General features: G+C 43.6%; 15 protein-coding genes. 7 read left to right on the forward strand and 8 right to left on the reverse strand.

All coding sequences use genetic code 11. The features are described 5' to 3' along the window. Positions 1-12 precede the first annotated feature (12 nt). From IEE84_RS07795 to IEE84_RS07820, 6 genes are all read right to left on the reverse strand, one after another. The gene (locus tag IEE84_RS07795; RefSeq protein ID WP_191113751.1) at positions 13-1,842 is read right to left on the reverse strand and encodes an IucA/IucC family protein; all 1,830 of its coding nucleotides are present in this window, start codon (positions 1,840-1,842) and stop codon (positions 13-15) included. Position 1,843: 1 nt separating this feature from the next. Then, positions 1,844-3,349, reverse strand: a complete 1,506-nt coding sequence (locus IEE84_RS07800; RefSeq protein ID WP_191113752.1) for a pyridoxal phosphate-dependent decarboxylase family protein — start codon at positions 3,347-3,349, stop codon at positions 1,844-1,846. 115 nt (positions 3,350-3,464) lie between these two features. Then, positions 3,465-4,814: a diaminobutyrate--2-oxoglutarate transaminase family protein gene (locus tag IEE84_RS07805; protein ID WP_191113753.1), complete on the reverse strand. Its 1,350-nt coding sequence runs from the start codon at positions 4,812-4,814 to the stop codon at positions 3,465-3,467. Between the two features lie 369 nt (positions 4,815-5,183). Then, on the reverse strand, positions 5,184-7,319 hold the full coding sequence (gene fhuB, locus IEE84_RS07810) for a Fe(3+)-hydroxamate ABC transporter permease FhuB (RefSeq protein WP_191113754.1): 2,136 nt from the start codon (positions 7,317-7,319) through the stop codon (positions 5,184-5,186). Beyond that, positions 7,316-8,239: an ABC transporter substrate-binding protein gene (locus tag IEE84_RS07815; RefSeq protein WP_224737687.1), complete on the reverse strand. Its 924-nt coding sequence runs from the start codon at positions 8,237-8,239 to the stop codon at positions 7,316-7,318. The genes fhuB and IEE84_RS07815 overlap by 4 nt, the downstream gene beginning before the upstream one ends. A gap of 113 nt (positions 8,240-8,352) precedes the next feature. Next, the gene (locus IEE84_RS07820) at positions 8,353-9,117 is read right to left on the reverse strand and encodes an ABC transporter ATP-binding protein (protein ID WP_101205244.1); all 765 of its coding nucleotides are present in this window, start codon (positions 9,115-9,117) and stop codon (positions 8,353-8,355) included. 193 nt (positions 9,118-9,310) lie between these two features. On the opposite strand from IEE84_RS07820, the gene IEE84_RS07825 reads away from it, so the two are divergent. Together IEE84_RS07825 and IEE84_RS07830 are read left to right on the forward strand one after the other, a co-directional pair. After that, positions 9,311-10,654: an SIP domain-containing protein gene (locus IEE84_RS07825; RefSeq protein ID WP_191113756.1), complete on the forward strand. Its 1,344-nt coding sequence runs from the start codon at positions 9,311-9,313 to the stop codon at positions 10,652-10,654. A gap of 279 nt (positions 10,655-10,933) precedes the next feature. After that, entirely contained in the window at positions 10,934-11,851 is a 918-nt protein-coding gene (locus tag IEE84_RS07830) for a haloalkane dehalogenase (RefSeq protein ID WP_191113757.1), read from the forward strand. 127 nt (positions 11,852-11,978) lie between these two features. On the opposite strand, the gene IEE84_RS07835 is transcribed toward IEE84_RS07830, so the two are convergent. Continuing rightward, positions 11,979-12,563: a TetR/AcrR family transcriptional regulator gene (locus IEE84_RS07835; protein ID WP_101205246.1), complete on the reverse strand. Its 585-nt coding sequence runs from the start codon at positions 12,561-12,563 to the stop codon at positions 11,979-11,981. 122 nt (positions 12,564-12,685) lie between these two features. Then, entirely contained in the window at positions 12,686-13,366 is a 681-nt protein-coding gene (locus IEE84_RS07840) for a glutathione S-transferase family protein (RefSeq protein WP_191113758.1), read from the reverse strand. 389 nt (positions 13,367-13,755) lie between these two features. Between IEE84_RS07840 and IEE84_RS07845 the strand changes: the two genes are divergently transcribed. The 5 genes from IEE84_RS07845 to IEE84_RS07865 all read left to right on the forward strand — a co-directional run bounded on the left by IEE84_RS07845 (position 13,756) and on the right by IEE84_RS07865 (position 17,617). Beyond that, a complete protein-coding gene (locus tag IEE84_RS07845; protein ID WP_191113759.1) occupies positions 13,756-14,046 on the forward strand; it encodes a putative quinol monooxygenase in 291 nt (96 codons plus the stop codon). A 392-nt stretch (positions 14,047-14,438) separates the two neighbouring features. After that, positions 14,439-14,993 (forward strand): carboxymuconolactone decarboxylase family protein, encoded by a 555-nt coding sequence (locus IEE84_RS07850; protein ID WP_191113760.1) that lies wholly within the window; start codon positions 14,439-14,441, stop codon positions 14,991-14,993. Between the two features lie 110 nt (positions 14,994-15,103). After that, positions 15,104-15,757 carry a DsbA family oxidoreductase gene (locus IEE84_RS07855; RefSeq protein ID WP_191113761.1) on the forward strand — a complete coding sequence of 218 codons (654 nt, stop codon included), beginning with the start codon at positions 15,104-15,106 and terminating at the stop codon, positions 15,755-15,757. Between the two features lie 70 nt (positions 15,758-15,827). After that, positions 15,828-16,715 (forward strand): glutathione-dependent disulfide-bond oxidoreductase, encoded by an 888-nt coding sequence (yghU, locus tag IEE84_RS07860; protein ID WP_191113762.1) that lies wholly within the window; start codon positions 15,828-15,830, stop codon positions 16,713-16,715. A 359-nt stretch (positions 16,716-17,074) separates the two neighbouring features. Further along, complete coding sequence (locus tag IEE84_RS07865) at positions 17,075-17,617, forward strand: peroxiredoxin-like family protein (protein WP_191113763.1); 543 nt, start codon at positions 17,075-17,077, stop codon at positions 17,615-17,617. The last annotated feature ends 195 nt before the right edge of the window (positions 17,618-17,812 follow it).

Below are 17,812 nucleotides of genomic sequence, written 5' to 3' on the forward strand. Positions count from 1 at the left end.
CAATATGACTTGCTATGTCATCATAGGGTTTGGGATATCGACATAAATAGACTGGGTCTCAACAGGTGCGGTCAGCTCATCGAGCGCATAGAGTCTGGTGAGTAGATTGCCCTTAAATGGCAATGTAGGGCTACGCAATAACAAGTCAAATAATGAACGATGCGGATATTGTTGCTCTAACGCGATTAGACATGCTTTAAACGTCGTGATTAATGTCTCCTCACTCACAAGCTGAGTACGAGCAATAGCAGTAATAAGACCAAATATACTGTTGCCAACTAGATAATAGGCAAATCTTGAGTCGGCAAAGTCTTCTGGAATGACGCACTCTCCTTCGCTAATAAGCTCGGGATAAGCGTCAATGAGCGGCGTGGCATACTCCGCAATATAGCCAAACCCTTGATTGTCTCTGGCCCAAAATTTAGTAGGATAGCCGTCTATTAGCTCAATCAGACTGTTCTGCTGATGTACCTCAAACCCAATACCATGCTGATAATACATATGAATAAGCGGTATAAAACCAACTTGCAAATAAGTATCAAACCACTGGATAGCCACCTGTTCTAAAGGCTCATCTGTCCGTTTATGAATAGACTTAAACAGTGTCTCTAAGCGATTGGTAAGACGGGTTGGATGGTCTTGGCTTAAGCTGGCAAGATTGGTGACTTGCGCATCCGCTGTAAAAGGGTTGTCACGTAAGATACAAATGGTTTCATCAATGATTTTTCCATCGATACGTAAGGCAATCCAAGCAGGGTCATTCAATACCGCAATCGTAGGGTACTCGGTTTTGAGCTGAGTACCATAGTCGCTACGCCAGATTCGGCAGGCATGCATGCCGCGTTTGCATTCTTTGGGCAGGTTAATCCGCACGGAATTGGTGATTGCTACAGATAACGACAACTTGAACATCCAAGGCGCATCAAAGGCAGCCAGTGTGCGTACCGATGTAGTCGGATGCAGATACCAACCAAGCTCACCCAAATCAAACAATTGGCCTTTTTCTAGCAGCTTGTGATACCACGGCTGCTGCTGCAAAAACCTTGCTTGCCAAGGGTGCAATGGCAACAGCTTATAGTCAGGATGCTCATCGACAAGTTGCTGTTGATAGCCACTCATATCAGCTTGTAGCTTTGATTTGAGCGCTGTGGTAATACTCTCGCCATCTACGAATTCTTCTGTAATACAGCTGGGGTGCACTAGCCAATAATGCAGCTGGGTTTTGCTACTGGTCTCGGGTGCATACTTCGCCCACTCATCACCATAAAAGCCGGCACGGCCTTTGGGTGTAGGATGCATGGCATGCCCGTAAATAAGGTTTTGTTCGGTCTGAACGAAATCTTGCTGATAGTCAATGATGTCATCAATCTCATCATTGCGATGCTCTAAAATAATCTGTAGCCCCTCATAACTCTCAATCCAGCGCTTTAATACACCATTGGCATCTAGCGTCGCTTTGTCTTTATAACGATGTACAATGTCTTCAATAATCAAAGACGCCAGGCTCATAGCAGAGGACTTTATCCATCGGCTGTTTTGTAAAGGGTCGTCCAGTTGCGTGTCCAGTTTCGAGTCTGATCGTATGCTTACCTGCTTATTCAATATAAGCGGCGTGCCCGCCAAACGATGTTGTCCCAATTGACTCACTCTATCAACAGGTACGACCATTACCGTGTTCGAAGGCAATAGCATTAGCACTAATAAAGGCTTATTTTGTGAGGCCTGCTTCTGTATATCATCTTGCTGCTCTACGGCAATAATATCGCCGCGCCCAGTTTCAAAACAGTAAGCATTGATTAGATTTTGTAGTGTGAGACGATCAAGCGTTTTATGCTGCATCATGTTATTTCTTCCCATCAACGTTCAGGTTGTCAGAATTAAGTTGGTTAAAACCAGCAATAGCCATCTGCTCAATGATGTCTGCAATATCATTGATTTGGGTACTGGGATTTAGAATGGTGAATTTAAGGCAAAGGCGCTGCTCAAACTGGGTGGTAGCCACATTGGCGATATTGTTGACCAATAATGCTTGTGCAATGTGGCGATTGAGCTGTGCGAGTTGCTCATCAGATAGCGTGGTATCTTTGGGTGTAAAGTAAAACAAAACACTGCTAATAATAGGCTCATGTACCAGTACAAAATTTTCATTTGCATCAATCAGCTGTGCCGCCTGCTTGGCAGTATCCAGACAGTTATCAATCAAGGTTGCATAATCATCCGTCCCTAGCAAGTCCAGCGCCATCCACAGTTTTAATGCATCGAATCGGCGTGTGGTCTGTAAAGAATAGGTCACCAAGTTTGGAATGTTTTCCTGTTCGTCATCAGCCGAGTTTAAATACTCACTATGATGGCGAATGCTCTCGAAATTTCGATTGTCTCGTAAGAGAAAAGCACCACAGCTAATCGGCAAGAAGAAATGTTTGTGAAAGTCCAAGGTGATAGAGTCAGCCTGATTCAGCCCCTCAATCAAGTGTCGGTAGCGCTTTGACAATAGCAATGCCCCGCCCCATGCTGCATCGACATGTAGCCATATCTGTGCATCACGGCAAATTTTTCCGATAGACATTAGAGGATCAATAGCACCCAAGTCGGTGGTGCCAGCAGTTGCGATGATGGCCATCACATTGTCAGCACCCAGCTTATCTATCTGATGTTGTAAGTCAGACATCAGCATGGCACCTGATGTATCAGTCGCTACTTTAATGACAGATTTTTGACCTAGACCTAGTAGCGCCGCATTTTTTTCAATAGAAAAGTGCGCTTGGTCTGAGCATAGAATACTGCCGCTAGACTGACCCACCAGGCCGTCCTTTTGCACATCAACGCCCTTAGCCTTATAGAATTGATTGCGTGCCAGCAGTAGACCCATCAGATTACTTTGCGTACCACCACTGGTAAAGACGCCACCAGCGTTATGGCCTGTCTGTTCATCAAAGAGAGCACCAGAGATGTCATCGAACCCACAACGTTCACATAACCAATGAATGAGATTTTTTTCGATATAGGTCGCGGCTGGGCTTTGGTTCCATGAGTCCATACTTTGGTTAGTAGCCGCGATAATCATCTCAGCAATCTGACCAATAACCAGTGTGGGTGGATGCAAGTGCGCTAAGCAATTCGCATTGGCCGTCGACACACAACTGGGTAAAAACTTGTTTTGCATATCAGCGAGTATCGTGTCGATGTCTCGGCCTTGCTCACGGATGCTGAAGGTATTGGTCGCTTGCACTTGTTGCGGCGTGCCGCCCAAATAGACGTTATTGTCGTCTAGCCACTGTTTGATGACAGCGCTGGTTTTTTGCATATGCTTGACATATTGCTCACTGGTTTTCTGGTTTAATAAATGCAAAATGTCCTCACTTGTTTATTCTACGATGGTATAAATCGCAAATAAGTGAATTGTTATCAGAGTCGTTATTAGAGTTTTTTATAAATGTGTCAATCATGCTAAAACGCTGGCAAGATTATTGATTGTCCTCTAGCGCCATATCAAGCCTCTGCAAGACTTGCTGCAACTCATCTTTGGTTATATTGAGTGGCGGTAATAATCGCAGTACTGTGCCACCGCGTCCGCCTTTTTCAATCACCAATCCATGCTTAAAACACGCTTGCTGGATTTTGGCAGCCACATCGCTGTCTGCTGGATAGCTACCGTCATTTTGTTTGGGTAAGCTGGGATTGACGATTTCTATACCAATCATGAGACCACGTCCTCTGACTTGGCCAATTTGTGGATAGCGCTGTTGGCGTAGCTTTAACTGCGCCATGAACCACGTGCCTATTTCTAAAACATAGTCAGCAACGTTGTTATCTTTTAAGTAATTAAGAGTGGCAAGGCCAGTCGCCATCGCCAATTGATTGCCTCTAAACGTGCCAGAATGATTGCCCGCTTGCCATACATCGTATTGTTTTTTGATACCCAATACCGCAAGTGGCAGACCACCACCGATTGCCTTTGACATCACAATCATATCGGGATCGATGTCAGCGTATTGATAGGCGAACCAACGTCCTGTACGGCAAAACCCTGTTTGTACTTCATCGATGATAAGCATGATACCAAGCTCTTTTGTCACTCGGCGCACATGCTTTAGCCACTCTATGGGCGCAGGGTTGACACCACCTTCCCCTTGTATAACTTCTAAAATGACTGCAGCTGGTTTCACCACGCCACTCTCTACATCTTTTAGGAAGTTTTCAAAGTAGCTCATATGGGCATGAATACTCTGCTCAAAAGGCAAGCCAAACACGCAGCGATACATATTGGGATAAGGCAAGAACTGTACCGAGCCCATCAGGCCTTCGATACCTTGTTTAGGTGCCAAGTTCCCTGTGACCGCCAGCGCACCATGTGTCATGCCATGATAGCCACCGCTGAAGCTAACCACACCTGAACGACCAGTGACTTGTTTGGCCAGTTTGATAGCGGCTTCTACCGCATCAGCACCCGTCGGGCCACAGAACTGCAAGCAATACTCATCGCTATTGGTGGCAAGTAGCTTGTACATGAACTCACTGAATTTGTCTTTTAACGGTGTGGTGATATCCAATGTATGCATCGGTAGGTTGCTGTCTAACAGCGCTTTGATGCTTTCTATGACCACAGGATGATTGTGCCCAAGTGCCAGCGTGCCAGCACCAGATAGGCAATCGATATACTTATTACCTTCCACATCGGTAATCCAAGCGCCTTTTGCAGACTGAATCGCAAAGGGCAGCTTACGTGGATAACTACGAACCTTCGATTCAAATTGTTCTTGACGATTTAAGTAGCATTCGTTATCGCGTGATTCGTCTAATAAGATCGTGTCCATAGCTTCAGCCTTGTTATTGTCAGTAGTCTTGGATAAACATTCGAAAGTAAGGTTTGACGCTTACTTCTTAAAATAACGCTCATTATATTGAATGATAATGTAAATGATAATCATTATTATTAATGAGGCGTAGTATCTACTACCAATAACTGACTGTCAACCCAGTTTGCGAATTTTCTATTGATAAAAATGACAAAGATAGCAGCTAGCGTGAATCTAAGAACGACGAATCAAGAGCGATTAATTAGGAGCGATGCAGGCTACTACAAACTATCGACTAATCAATGACACACAGCTACCAAGCACAGATAGTTCTAGACTATCTGTGTTCACTTTTATCGTTAGTTAAGAACTATCTAAAAACAGCGGCTATCTATTTGCTGAGGCTGGTACCTTACGAATGAGCCATAAGAAATACCCACCACCGATAATGGCAGCAATCGTACCAGCTGGCAGCTCATAAGGGAAAATAACATAACGGCCAATCCAATCCGCTATCACCATTACCCCTGCCCCTAAAAGCGCAGCTAGTGGCAATTGCCGTTCAAGCTTCACAGCTCCCAGTGAAGTCGCCAAATGTGGCACCATCAAACCAATAAAGCTCAACGGGCCAACGGCAAGCGTGCTGGCCGTACTAAGTGCTGCCACTAATACCAATAATGACAAAGTCACTGGCGTAACTGCCACACCTAGATTACGCGCCACACCTGTACCTAGTCCAAGAACGCGCAAAGGCTTAATCAGCAATAGGCTGAGCACAAATAAGATAGCAGCGATGCCAATGAGGTACCATACCGTACTGGGCTGCGCGCTATAAGTTGTTCCTGACAGCCAGCTGAGCATCGCTTCTAGACGCGGATCTCCTGAGAGCTTGACCATATGCATCACCCCATCCATCATGGCGGCAATGCCTATACCCACTAACAATAAATAACCTGAGCTGACTCTACGTGCTAGCCAAATAATCAATAGCAGCACGGCCATCGCACCTGACAGTCCTGAAACCAGCAACGTTCCTGCTCCCGCAGATAGCCCTAAACTTGGTAATAATAAAAACCCTAAAATAACCCCCAATGCAGCACCTGAACTGACCCCTAACACCTCAGGACTGGCCATGGGGTTACGCGTTAAAGTTTGCAGTAGCACACCGGCGACCGCCAACATCAAGCCTGTGGCCGCAGCACTCAAACTGCGAGGCAAGCGGTACTGCTGCGTGAGCGCCCAGTCTGTACTAAGCCCCCAACCATTGATATCTTGCACAAACAGACAAGCCAGCATGATGATAGCGAGCACACCAACGCCCCATCGCCAAAAGGCAATGGAGGTATGCTTACCTGTAAGCATCGGCGTCACTGTCTCTATCCGCGCGCGGCGCTGACGTAAAATTAGCCAAATAATTAACGGTGCACCCAAGATACCTGTCATGGCACCAGCTGGAATCTGCATATCCAGTATCGGCTCAAGCAGTAACGCGACATTGCTAGTCAATAGTAAAAGCAGCGCCCCTAACCCAAAAGCAGTAGCCAAACGCTTACCAATAGCAGAGATGCCCAGCGCATTAACCAAACTTGCTGCACCAAGACCAATAAAACCAATTAAACCAACTTCACTAATCACCAAGGCGGTCACAACTGCGACCACCAATACAACAAGTGCGCGAATCCCATTAATAGGTACACCCAGACGTTTTGCTTGGGTGTCATCTAGACTCATCAGCGTTAATGGTTTTAGTAATGGCAGACATACGATCGCCATCAAAATAGCAGTGATGACTAGCGCGATACTGGTATGCCAGCTATTTTGTGCCAAAAACCCAGCCGCCCACGACAGCATGCCATTGCTACGCTCAGCAAAAAACAGTACTAGAACATTGGCTACGGCCGCCAGCAAAATATTGACAACCAAACCAGCCAATATCAAAATCAATGGATTAAATCGACTGGGTGCTGACAAAGCAAATACCAGACCCATACTAATGATAGCCCCCACAAAGGCCACATAAATTCCGCCATAAATAGCCAAGCTTGGCAAAAACAACGTGACGATAAGCATGGCCAACTGTGCACCCACGCCCACACCTAGCGTTGTATCTGATGCTAATGGGTTTTTTACCAATTGCTGTAGTAAAATACTGACCACGCCTAATAGCCCGCCAGCCAACAACGCCACCACGCTGGTCGCCACGATATGTAGCTGTATCGCCATACTGGCAATATCTAATTGCGAGCTTGGTATAAGCAAGTCACTCAGTGGGCGCGTCCATTGCTGATCTAGCAACGCCCAGCTACTCCATAACGATAAAGCCGCTAGTCCGATGAGCATGGCCCATAGTCGCCAAGACAAATTGGCAAATAAGGAAGTTTGAGAATTGGGTTGGTTCGGTGGCTGATTCAGTGGTGATGATGAATCTGAAACCGTTGCTGCTTGAGAAGCCAATGTCATCGTATGAGCACTGTCGGTATGGTTATTGATAGGGTTATTGTTAGTATCTGCATTGGCGCTCATAGTACTTCCCCGCCTTTTAATGAAACTTCTGACAAGTTATCTGCTAAGCTAACCAATGATGACATCCCGCCATAAATCCATACTGGTGGTAGCTCTCCCACACAGCGGGTATTACCATAACCTAGACGCTGCCAAATCAAGCTGTCATCAATTTCAGCTCTAGTGATTGGGCTCAGCGGGTCGATAATTAATAGACAAGTCTCATCATCTAATTGCGCCAAATCTCCCATTCTTATCGGCACAAACCCCCACTGGTTGCCCTTGCCCAATACCACAAGCTTTCTATTCATCTGCTCTAACGCAGGCTGAAATAAACTATTTGCTACATACATACGCATGTTATTGGCATCTGCAAACTGTACCACTGCGAATTTCTTGGCTTTTGGATAGCGCTGCTGGAATTGCTGACTGGCCAGCTGTATGTCTTTCTGACTTTGTGCAATATAGTCTTCAGCCATCTTCGGGTTGTCAATGAGTGCACCTAGCTCTCGCGTCGGTTCGGTATAGTCAGCCCACGTTGCTGTCTCTCCTTTTGCCGCAGACATCACAGATTCTGCAGGCACATCACCGTATAAATTACGCGCATGCTCATAAAAGTAATTGTCTATAACCATATCAACAGGTAGTTGGGCGATTAGCTCAGCATTGGGCTGATAGCGTATGCCTAAGTCTGTTATCGACGCTGGCAGTTTGGGGCTTCCCACCCATCTGTCCCAAACCCTGACATCACCTGTCGCAATTGGTGCATGCCCCATCGCTGTCAAAGTCGCTGCATTACCCCAGTCGGGAGACACAATATTCATCCTATCGCTATGACTGTTTTCTGCTTCTGAGGTAGTGGTTTTTTGCGTGGATGTCTGACTATTACAGGCGGTCAATACCAAGCACAATGCGAGGGCGAACCATTTCAGTGCTGTCATTACTGATACTGACGTAACTAGTAAATGTTTCGATAATTTATCTGTATAAAAAACGGAAGGCATAGAAGCGTATCTTTGTAGGCGAATTAAAAAGAAGGAGCAGAAACCAGACGTTAAGCGACTGCGACAGGCTGCCCAGTAATAGGATGACTGAGTAGCTGCATATCGACATTAAAGATATCGTGTAGCACGGTAGGTTGCATAGTACTGGCGATATCGCCGTTGTGACATATTTGGCCGTTTTTCAGCGCGATGACTCGATCGGCATATTGCGCGGCCAGATTAATATCATGGATAATAATTACCACGCTTAATCCTTGCTCATCCACCAAACGACGAATGAGCTGAATGACCTCGATTTGATAATGCATATCAAGCGCAGCAAGTGGTTCATCGAGCAATAAGTAACGGGTATCCTGTGCCAGACACATCGCGAGCCACGCACGAGCGCGCTCACCACCTGATAGTGTGGCAGTAATTCGATCAGCAAACGCTTCGGTTTGCGTCACTTTTAATGCTTGCGCGACTTTGTCTTTATCTATTTGAGTTGGCTTTTGCAGCCATTTTTGATGGGGATAGCGCCCTAGCATGACCAGCTCGCGCACCGTAAATCCAGCAGCTTCTGGCAATTGCTGCGGCAGATATGCCATTTGCCGCGCTAACTCCTTACTGCCGTAGTCATTGATACTGTGCTCATCTAAAGTGACATTGCCGCTACTACTTGCCATCTCACCCGCTAGCGCTTTGATCAGGGTCGACTTGCCAGACCCATTATGCCCAACCAGAGCCACCAGCTGATTGGTGTCAATCTCACAAGTCACGTTGTCTAATAGAGTATTTCCTTGACGGCTGATAGTCAGCTGGTTTGCACGTAGCATATAAGCACTCATTGTTGATAAAAATAATATGTCATAAAAATTAGGGTTTATCGGCCATCGGTTATAGACCAATTTTTGATGATCAAACCACAATAAAAATTGATTTTACTCGTAAATGATAACAAAAACAATTATCATTAACTATAAACTCATTCACTTTAATTTCAACGCTCTGTTGATTGCGAGTATTTATATGACCAACCTTCTTTTAGCTTCTACAGAAAACACCGATAACCAAAACAGCCAATACACTCCTCTAAACGATCCTGAAATAGCAAGTGTAGTCGCTCATATTAATGAAGAGCACCTCGACGAACTACTTGGATTCTTGAGTGTATTTACCTCATTATCTATCGCCGAATTGGATCTAGTCGATGCGCAAATAACTGATATCTATGCTGAAGGTATTGCCATACAGACTCGTCCAAAAGGCTCAGAGAATCAACTGGTTGGGGCTCAAAACAGCTCACTCTATAACCAGACTTTCTTTATCGCTTTTGCTGCACCTATCTCCCAGCTCGATGATTTGCAAGGCCAATATATCTTGCTAAAACAAAGAGCAGATAAAAAGCTAGGCAAAAAAACAATCAAACTGACCAAGCAAGTATTTGAGGTGCAAGACAGTTATAGAGTTAGCAAAAATATGCTGCGTCTTGAATTGAGCATGCCGTCATTAAATAGTGATACGCAATTAGATAATACCGCTCAATTAAGCGATGTTAAAGGCGCAACAAGCTCGACGTCAGTACCTACCAACGAAGCGGGTTACGCGTACTTGTTTGATTTAGAGCACAATGCAATGACCAACGCATTGATTACTGACAGCACTGATGGCAATAAAGCTAGTGACTATAAAACTAATGGTAGCGAGAAGGAGAACTTACGCCCTGCTCGTCCTCACTGCTATTACACTTTGAGAAAAGCATGGCAAGCTGATGATGGAATACGAGCATGGGTTGATGTTTTTTTGCATGGGGATACGCCGGGCGGCAACTGGGCAGCAGCACTACAAGCAGGCGAAACCGTTGTCACAAAACGAGAGTTTCCAGAAAAGGTAGAGCACTTACGAGACGGTCAGGCAGTACTGATTGTCGACGAGACCTCGATGCCAACGGCAGCACGACTGCTGGAGCTATGGAACAATCCTACGCCACCATTGGTCATTTGTGTGACGCAAGATGCAGACGATCAAAGCTATTTTGATACTGTAAAAATGCGCAGTGGCATTGATAACATTGGTAATGACAACAGCAATACTGACAGTGACACTAATAATGATTGCGATACTGAAAGCCGCAAGGATGATCATTTTACCGTATTGCCTATAGTGACCAATCAACCAAACTCAGGAGCAGAGTTAGCCACGCTAATTGACAGTAAATTGGGCAATTATTTGACTGACAACCCTCTACAGATTGATAAAGTTTGGGGAGCACTAGAAGCAAATACTGCTAAAGCATTGCGCCCATTGTTGAAAGACCGACTTGAGCTAAGTCGTACCGATGTCGTGGTAAAAGTCTACTGGCGTCACGATTAGTTTAGCCTTATAAAATGAAACTCAAAATCTATCCTATATCAAAACTTATCCTATATATAGTGGATGCTACTGGCGCATCCACTATTAATGTTTGCAGCAACGAATGCATGTAGGGTATAGTTTTCATTTTGAACGTTTAATCAAAATAAACTATAGGCAGATAGCCTTATCACTAAAATTACAAGTGATAGTCGAGTAGCACCCAGAGATCCACCTTTAATAGATTGTCTAACACCAGTGCCAGAATGCACTGTTATTTTTCTAACCCAAGGATGATATATGAAAAAACTTAGGACGCCTGATTCGTATTTTGCTAACTTGCAAGATTACGATTTTGAACCGAACTATTTGATGGTCGATGATACAGAAGGTGGTGAGCTGCGAGTACACTACCTTGATGAAGGCCCAAGCGATGCCGACCCTATCTTGTTATTACATGGTGAGCCTTCTTGGTCTTATCTGTATCGTAAAGTCATTCCCATACTAACAGCAGCAGGACACCGCGTTATCGCACCAGACCTTCCTGGGTTTGGACGTTCAGACAAACCTGCATCTCGTACTGACTACACTTATCAGCGCCATGTCGATTGGATGCAATCGGTACTTGATCAATTAGATTTAAAAAATATCACACTGTTTTGTCAAGATTGGGGCGGTTTAATCGGCCTACGCTTAGTAGCAGCACATCCTGATAAATTCGATTGCGTTGCAGCGGGCAACACAATGCTACCGACTGGAGATCATGATCCGGGCGAAGGTTTTCGCAAGTGGCAGAAGTTCTCTCAGGAGACGCCGCAATTTAATGTAGCAGGCACCATCAAAAGCGGTACCACAACGACATTATCTCAAGCCGTACTGGATGCTTACGATGCACCCTTCCCTGATGAGTCTTATAAAGAAGGCGCCAGGCAGTTTCCTATCCTAGTGCCCACGACACCAAATGATCCTGCTTCAGAAGACAATCGTGCAGCTTGGGTCGTGCTAAGCAAATGGAGCAAGCCATTTATCACATTGTTTAGTGATTCTGACCCCGTAACTGGTGGCGGCGATCGCATCATGCAAAAGCTAATTCCGGGTACCACAGGCCAAAATCATACGACTATTGTTAATGGCGGTCATTTTCTGCAAGAAGACCAAGGTGAAACGTTGGCTGAGCTTCTACTGAAGTTCATCGATGACAATCCGAAAGCACAGTAATAAATAACAGAAAACCCTGATTGCTAATGTACTAGCAATCAGGGTTTTTAGTAATACTATAACGATTGGTCAACGAAAAAAGGCGCGAGCTGTCATAACTAAAAAATCTGCTTTTTATCCAGCCCTGCTATACGATATTTTTAAAAATATCATCGATATACTTCTCTACTGCATCATTGTCATTAGTGACTTGCGCATAAGTCCTGAGACCTATAATTTGAATTTGGAAATAACGCGCCAGCTCAACTGGGTCTTTTTCTGCGCTAATCTCACCGCTATCAATGGCTTGTCCAAAGAGCACAGCAAACGACGCCTCTATACCTTCCAATATATTTGTTGCATGTGCGAGCAAATCTGGACTATCGTTTTGAGTAAGCTCAGCGACTGTCTTGACGATCATGCACATACCACTAGGCGCAGTGGCGCTATTACAGACAATCACCGTATGGATAAAATGTTTTAAGCCATCCAGCACTGTGTCTTTTTGCTCAATACAGTCGGCCAATCTCTTAGCACCATCTGCGGCATAGCGATTCAGTGACTCTGTAAATAGTTTATCTTTACTACCAAAAGCTGCATAAATACTCCCTGGGTGCATATTCACCACATCTTGCAAGTTTCGCATTGATGTCGCGTGATAGCCTTTTTCCCAATAGAGATTTTTTGCTTTTTCGATCACATCCTCACGATTGAACTTTATCGGAGCACTCATAATTTTCACCTTAATATCTTTGCCTTAAAATCTATTTTAAGGCAAAGTTTGTAGAATCAACCTTAGTTACTGGTTTTAATCACTTTTTATATTATAAGACTTATTAGGTCTCTTTGCTTCGATTAACTATTTTTATCAAAGTTTTGCGGATAAAGCGCGCGTGCAGCAACGTCATCAAACTCAGTTTTGAAATCAATACCTTTAGGAATGTCACGGGCTTTCTGTATCGCTGGACGAGCATCAATGCTATCAAACCAGCGCTTTAGATTTGGATAATTATCCAAGCCGCCTTCGCCTAGCACAACTGTCGCCTTATCAATCCAGCCCCAAGTAGAAATATCAGCGATTGAGTAGCTATCACCAACCATATATTCACGGCCTTCTAGGTGCGTATCTAGCACTTCATAGTGACGCTCAGCTTCACGAAGGTAACGATTAATTGCATATGGGATTTTTTCTGGTGCTTTATGTCTAAAGTGAACAGACTGACCAGAAAAAGGGCCCAATCCAGATGCCACAAACATTAGCCACGACAGCATCTCGCTACGATCTTCTGGTTGTCCTGCCAGCTTTCCTGTTTTTTCAGAAAGATACATCAAGATAGCTGTAGAATCAAACACGCGTTTGCCATCATCTTCTAGCGCAGGCGTTTTGCCGTTTGGGTTAATAGCGCGGTACTCAGGTGTATGCTGCTCACCTTTTAACGTATCTACTGCCACAAGTTCATAAGGCAGCCCAGTTTCTTCAAGAAACAATGCTACTTTCATTGGGTTTGGCGTTTGATGAAAATAAAATTTAAGCATAACTTTATCCTATTAGAAGACAGTCGTCTAATGACTATCAAATCTGGTGACTATAGTCATTCCACTATAAAAATATTACTGCGTTAACCTCGCTTGAAGTATTAAATATACATCTACGTTCGGTTACCTTGTACTACTTTTAAATTGAATCGACTATATACTAATGACTATAAAAGCTGTAATGAGATAACAAAAATAGACGTCGAAATTTGAAGCACATTTTTATTGTCTGATATACACTATAACCACAAATGAACGGTCGTTCAAGTAATGTTATATATTGATATAATAAACACAGTGTCGATATAACTCTGTTCGCATATAGACTCTTTTACCAACAGTCATCCTCAAAACCCATCTAACCATCACACCAATTTAAAGGATTAGAAATGACTACATTAACCGTCATCGCCCATATAAAAGCAAAAGTCGATAGCATCGCTCTCGTAAAAGCTGAGCTCGAAAAACTCATACCAGCTACTCGCAGCGAAGAAGGCTGTGTTCGTTATGATTTGTTCCAAGACAATGAGAAACCCACTCACTTTATGTTTCATGAAAGCTGGGCCACCCGCGAGCTATGGCAAATCCATATGGAAAACCAACATCTAAAAGACTTTTCCGCCGCAACAGAAGGCGCGGTTGAATCATTCGTTCTACATGAGATGACTGAAGTTCATTAATCTCGATTCACTCAATCATTTTAATAAGCTTTGTCCGTAATACTAGAGAAAATAATGTTATTAACGCTAACAATCGCTTTTTTACCGTTATTTTCTCTTATTACTTACACAGTGTTACCTTCTTAAGCTACTGATATTAATAGAATAATATAAATTAAGCAGAGGAATGTAATTGATCCATTACAATTTACTTGAACGATTACTCAAATAATTATTGAGCGATTGCTCAATATCATTTATAGTAGTCTCTATTGACTCGCTTACTAAGCAAAGTTGCTAATTTTGAGTAACTACTCAAGCCAATAATTAAATGTAAATCAGTGACTGCTTTGAAGCGAGCATGAAAACTCTAAAACACACTAAACCTCAAACCTATTATTAGGAATTATGTTATGACCGAATTTACTCTACACGATAAAGACACAGCCCCAGCAGAAAGCAAAGACTTACTTGATTCTTCAATCAAAGCATTTGGCATGGTACCTAACCTACATGCTGTAATGGCTGAAGCGCCTGGCTTGCTAGAGGGCTATCAAAAGCTACATCAACTGTTTTTAGACAGCAGTTTTGATGATGAAGAAACCACTGTGGTATGGCAAACTATCAACGTTGAGCATGCTTGCCATTACTGTGTACCTGCGCATACTGGTATTGCTAAGAGCATGAAAGTAGATGACGCTATTACTGATGCATTACGTGATGAAACGCCACTACCAACTGAAAAATTGGAAGCATTGCGTACCTTCACACTATCTGTAGTCCGTAATCGTGGTAACGTTGATGACAGCGCGGTTCAAGCATTTTTAGATGCTGGCTACACTAAGCGTCAGATTCTTGAAGTTATTCTTGGTGCTGCTCAAAAAGTCATGAGCAACTACACGAACCACCTAGCTAATACCCCAGTCGACAAGCCATTTCAGAAATTTGAATGGCATAAAGCTGACTAATACGTTTCTCGGCTAACGCTGACACAGTCCATTTGATGTTTTCATACTGTTGTTCGAAACATCTTCGGGCAGCAGTTTTTCATTTTAATTTATCGCTAATGAGAGATCCTATGGAACAGGCAAAAAAACCCTTACAAATAGACATCGTGTCAGACGTTGTATGCCCTTGGTGCGCTATCGGTTATAGCCAATTGGCCGAGGCACTAAAACAAACCAACACGCCGCACGAGATTCACTGGCACCCATTTGAGTTAAATCCTAATACGCCGCACGAAGGACGAAACTATCGTGAGCATATTATGGAAAAGTACGGTACAACTGCTGAGGACGTTAAAGAGAACCGAGCTAGAATGACAGCAGCAGGTGCAGAAGCTGGATTTAATTTTCAGTTTACCGATGATTTTCGTACCTACAATACTTTTAATGCGCATCAGTTACTGCATTGGGCTGATCAGAAAGGACGTATGCACGACCTAAAACAAGCATTGTTCGTTGCGCATTTCGTTGATAATAAAAACGTGGCTGATAGTACCGTACTGGCAGACGTCGCAGCAGATATTGGGCTCGATCGTGTTGAGGCGCTTGCCGTTATCGCAGATCAACGCTTTGCCAATGTGGTACGTGAAGCCGTACAGAATTCAAAGCAGCAAGGTGTTCAAAGCGTACCATCGGTTATCTTTAATGGTCGTCATCTGGTGAGCGGCGCACAAGGTGTAGAAAATTACAAAAGCATCTTAAAGCAACTAGCAGACATGCCAGAATAAAAACAATAAACTGGATCTGATTTACCAATTACCCCCTACTGAGCACAGTATATAAAAAGGTATCATCATTATGTCAAACTCTAATCATTATGAGCCACCCAGCGTCTGGACATGGGATGCAGAAAGCGGCGGCAAGTGGGCAAGCGTCAACCGCCCTATCGCTGGCCCAACGCATGAAGCAGAACTACCTCGCGGCAAACATCCGTTGCAGATTTACTCAATGGGCACCCCTAACGGCCAAAAAGTCACCATTATGGTCGAAGAATTATTGGCGTTAGGTGTGACAGAAGCTGAGTACGACGCGCACCTGATTCAAATTGGTGAAGGTGGACAATTCTCGTCAGGTTTCGTTGAGCTAAATCCAAACTCAAAAATTCCTGTACTTTTGGATACAGAGACTGGTAGCCGTGTGTTTGAGAGTGGCGCTATTTTGTTTTATCTGGCTGAAAAATTCGGAAAACTACTGCCTAAAGATGCAGCAGCACGTACTGAAGTCATGAATTGGCTCTTCTGGTTACAAGGCTCTGCCCCTTACTTGGGCGGCGGTTTTGGACATTTTTACTTCTATGCGCCAGAAAAATTTGAGTACCCTATCAATCGATTCACGATGGAAGTAAAACGTCAATTAGATGTACTAGAACGAGAGCTTGCAGAAAATCGCTATCTAGGTGGCGATGAGTATACGATTGCAGATATCGCCACTTGGCCTTGGTATGGCAATCTAATACTAGGTGAAGCATACAATGCAGGAGAGTTCCTACAAGTTGAGAGCTATCCAAATGTACGTCGCTGGGCAACTGAGATTTTAGAGCGTCCTGCTGTGCAACGTGGTCGCAAGGTAAACCGTACTTGGGGTGAACCTGCTGAGCAATTACACGAGCGTCATGACGCCTCAGATTTTGAGCTAAAAACTCAAGATAAATTAGACGCTCAGACAACTGAAGAAGCAAAAAAATAGACGCTTTGTCTATGACTTACTAGGGCGTGTCCTCAATTCAATCGATAGTCATCTAAATGGGTTAAAAATGGCTAAATCTTGCCAAACGGCGTCAAATAGCTGACTAATATCTCGATATTATCTGCGCTATTTTTCTTGTTTGATTGCAATTTATCTCATTTTTATCACCATTTTTAAAATGAGGACACGCCCTAGCTTACCTAAGTAGTCTTATTAATCGATTTTAAAGGTAATGTTAACTTTTCCTGTTACTACTTGGGACTACTGTAAACATTCAATACTTTTGTACTTAAGACTGCTACTGTAAGGCTGTTAAATACTAACTAACCATAAAAATACTATTAAAAAGGATAAGAACTATGTCAACAAATTATGCTCAAAAAATTCAAGCCGGTACTACGTTTCCTGAAATGGAAGTACAAGTATTAAACGGTGAAATGACTTCATTAGGCAAACCCGAAAACGGTCATGACTGGAAACTGGTCGTTGTATACCGCGGTAAGCATTGCCCAATTTGCACAAAATACTTAAATACCTTAGAGACAGTAAAACAATCTTTCTATGACGTCGGTGTCGATATCATCGCAGTATCTGCAGACAGCAAAGAGCAGTTAGAAGGTCATCTAGATCAAATAGATGTTAGCTTCCCTATGGCTTATGGTCTGACTATCGAGCAGATGAACACGCTAGGTCTATATATCTCTGACCCACGTTCAGAAAAAGAAACTGACCATCCTTTCGCTGAGCCTGCTGTGTTCGTTATCAATGCTGAAGGAAAAGTACATATCGTTGATATTTCAAATGCACCGTTCTCTAGACCAGATCTTGAAGCCTTGGCAAACGGTTTGGCTTTTGTTAGAAATCCAGAAAACAACTACCCTATCCGTGGTATGCACGGCTAATTGATATAGTAAATATAGAGTGTTGATCCACTCGATTATTTAGCTGATCAATATCTAACGGGTTAAATTATAGAGGGCGTATTGAGATAATTCTTGATACGCCCTTTTTTTGTTTATTGATAACTTAACTGCTATCAAACGCAGTCGCTTCATAGTTAACTTCATTATTATTTGCTCAGTACTCATGTGTGAGTA

Source organism: Psychrobacter sp. 28M-43 (assembly GCF_014770435.1).
Taxonomy (GTDB): Bacteria; Pseudomonadota; Gammaproteobacteria; order Pseudomonadales; family Moraxellaceae; genus Psychrobacter.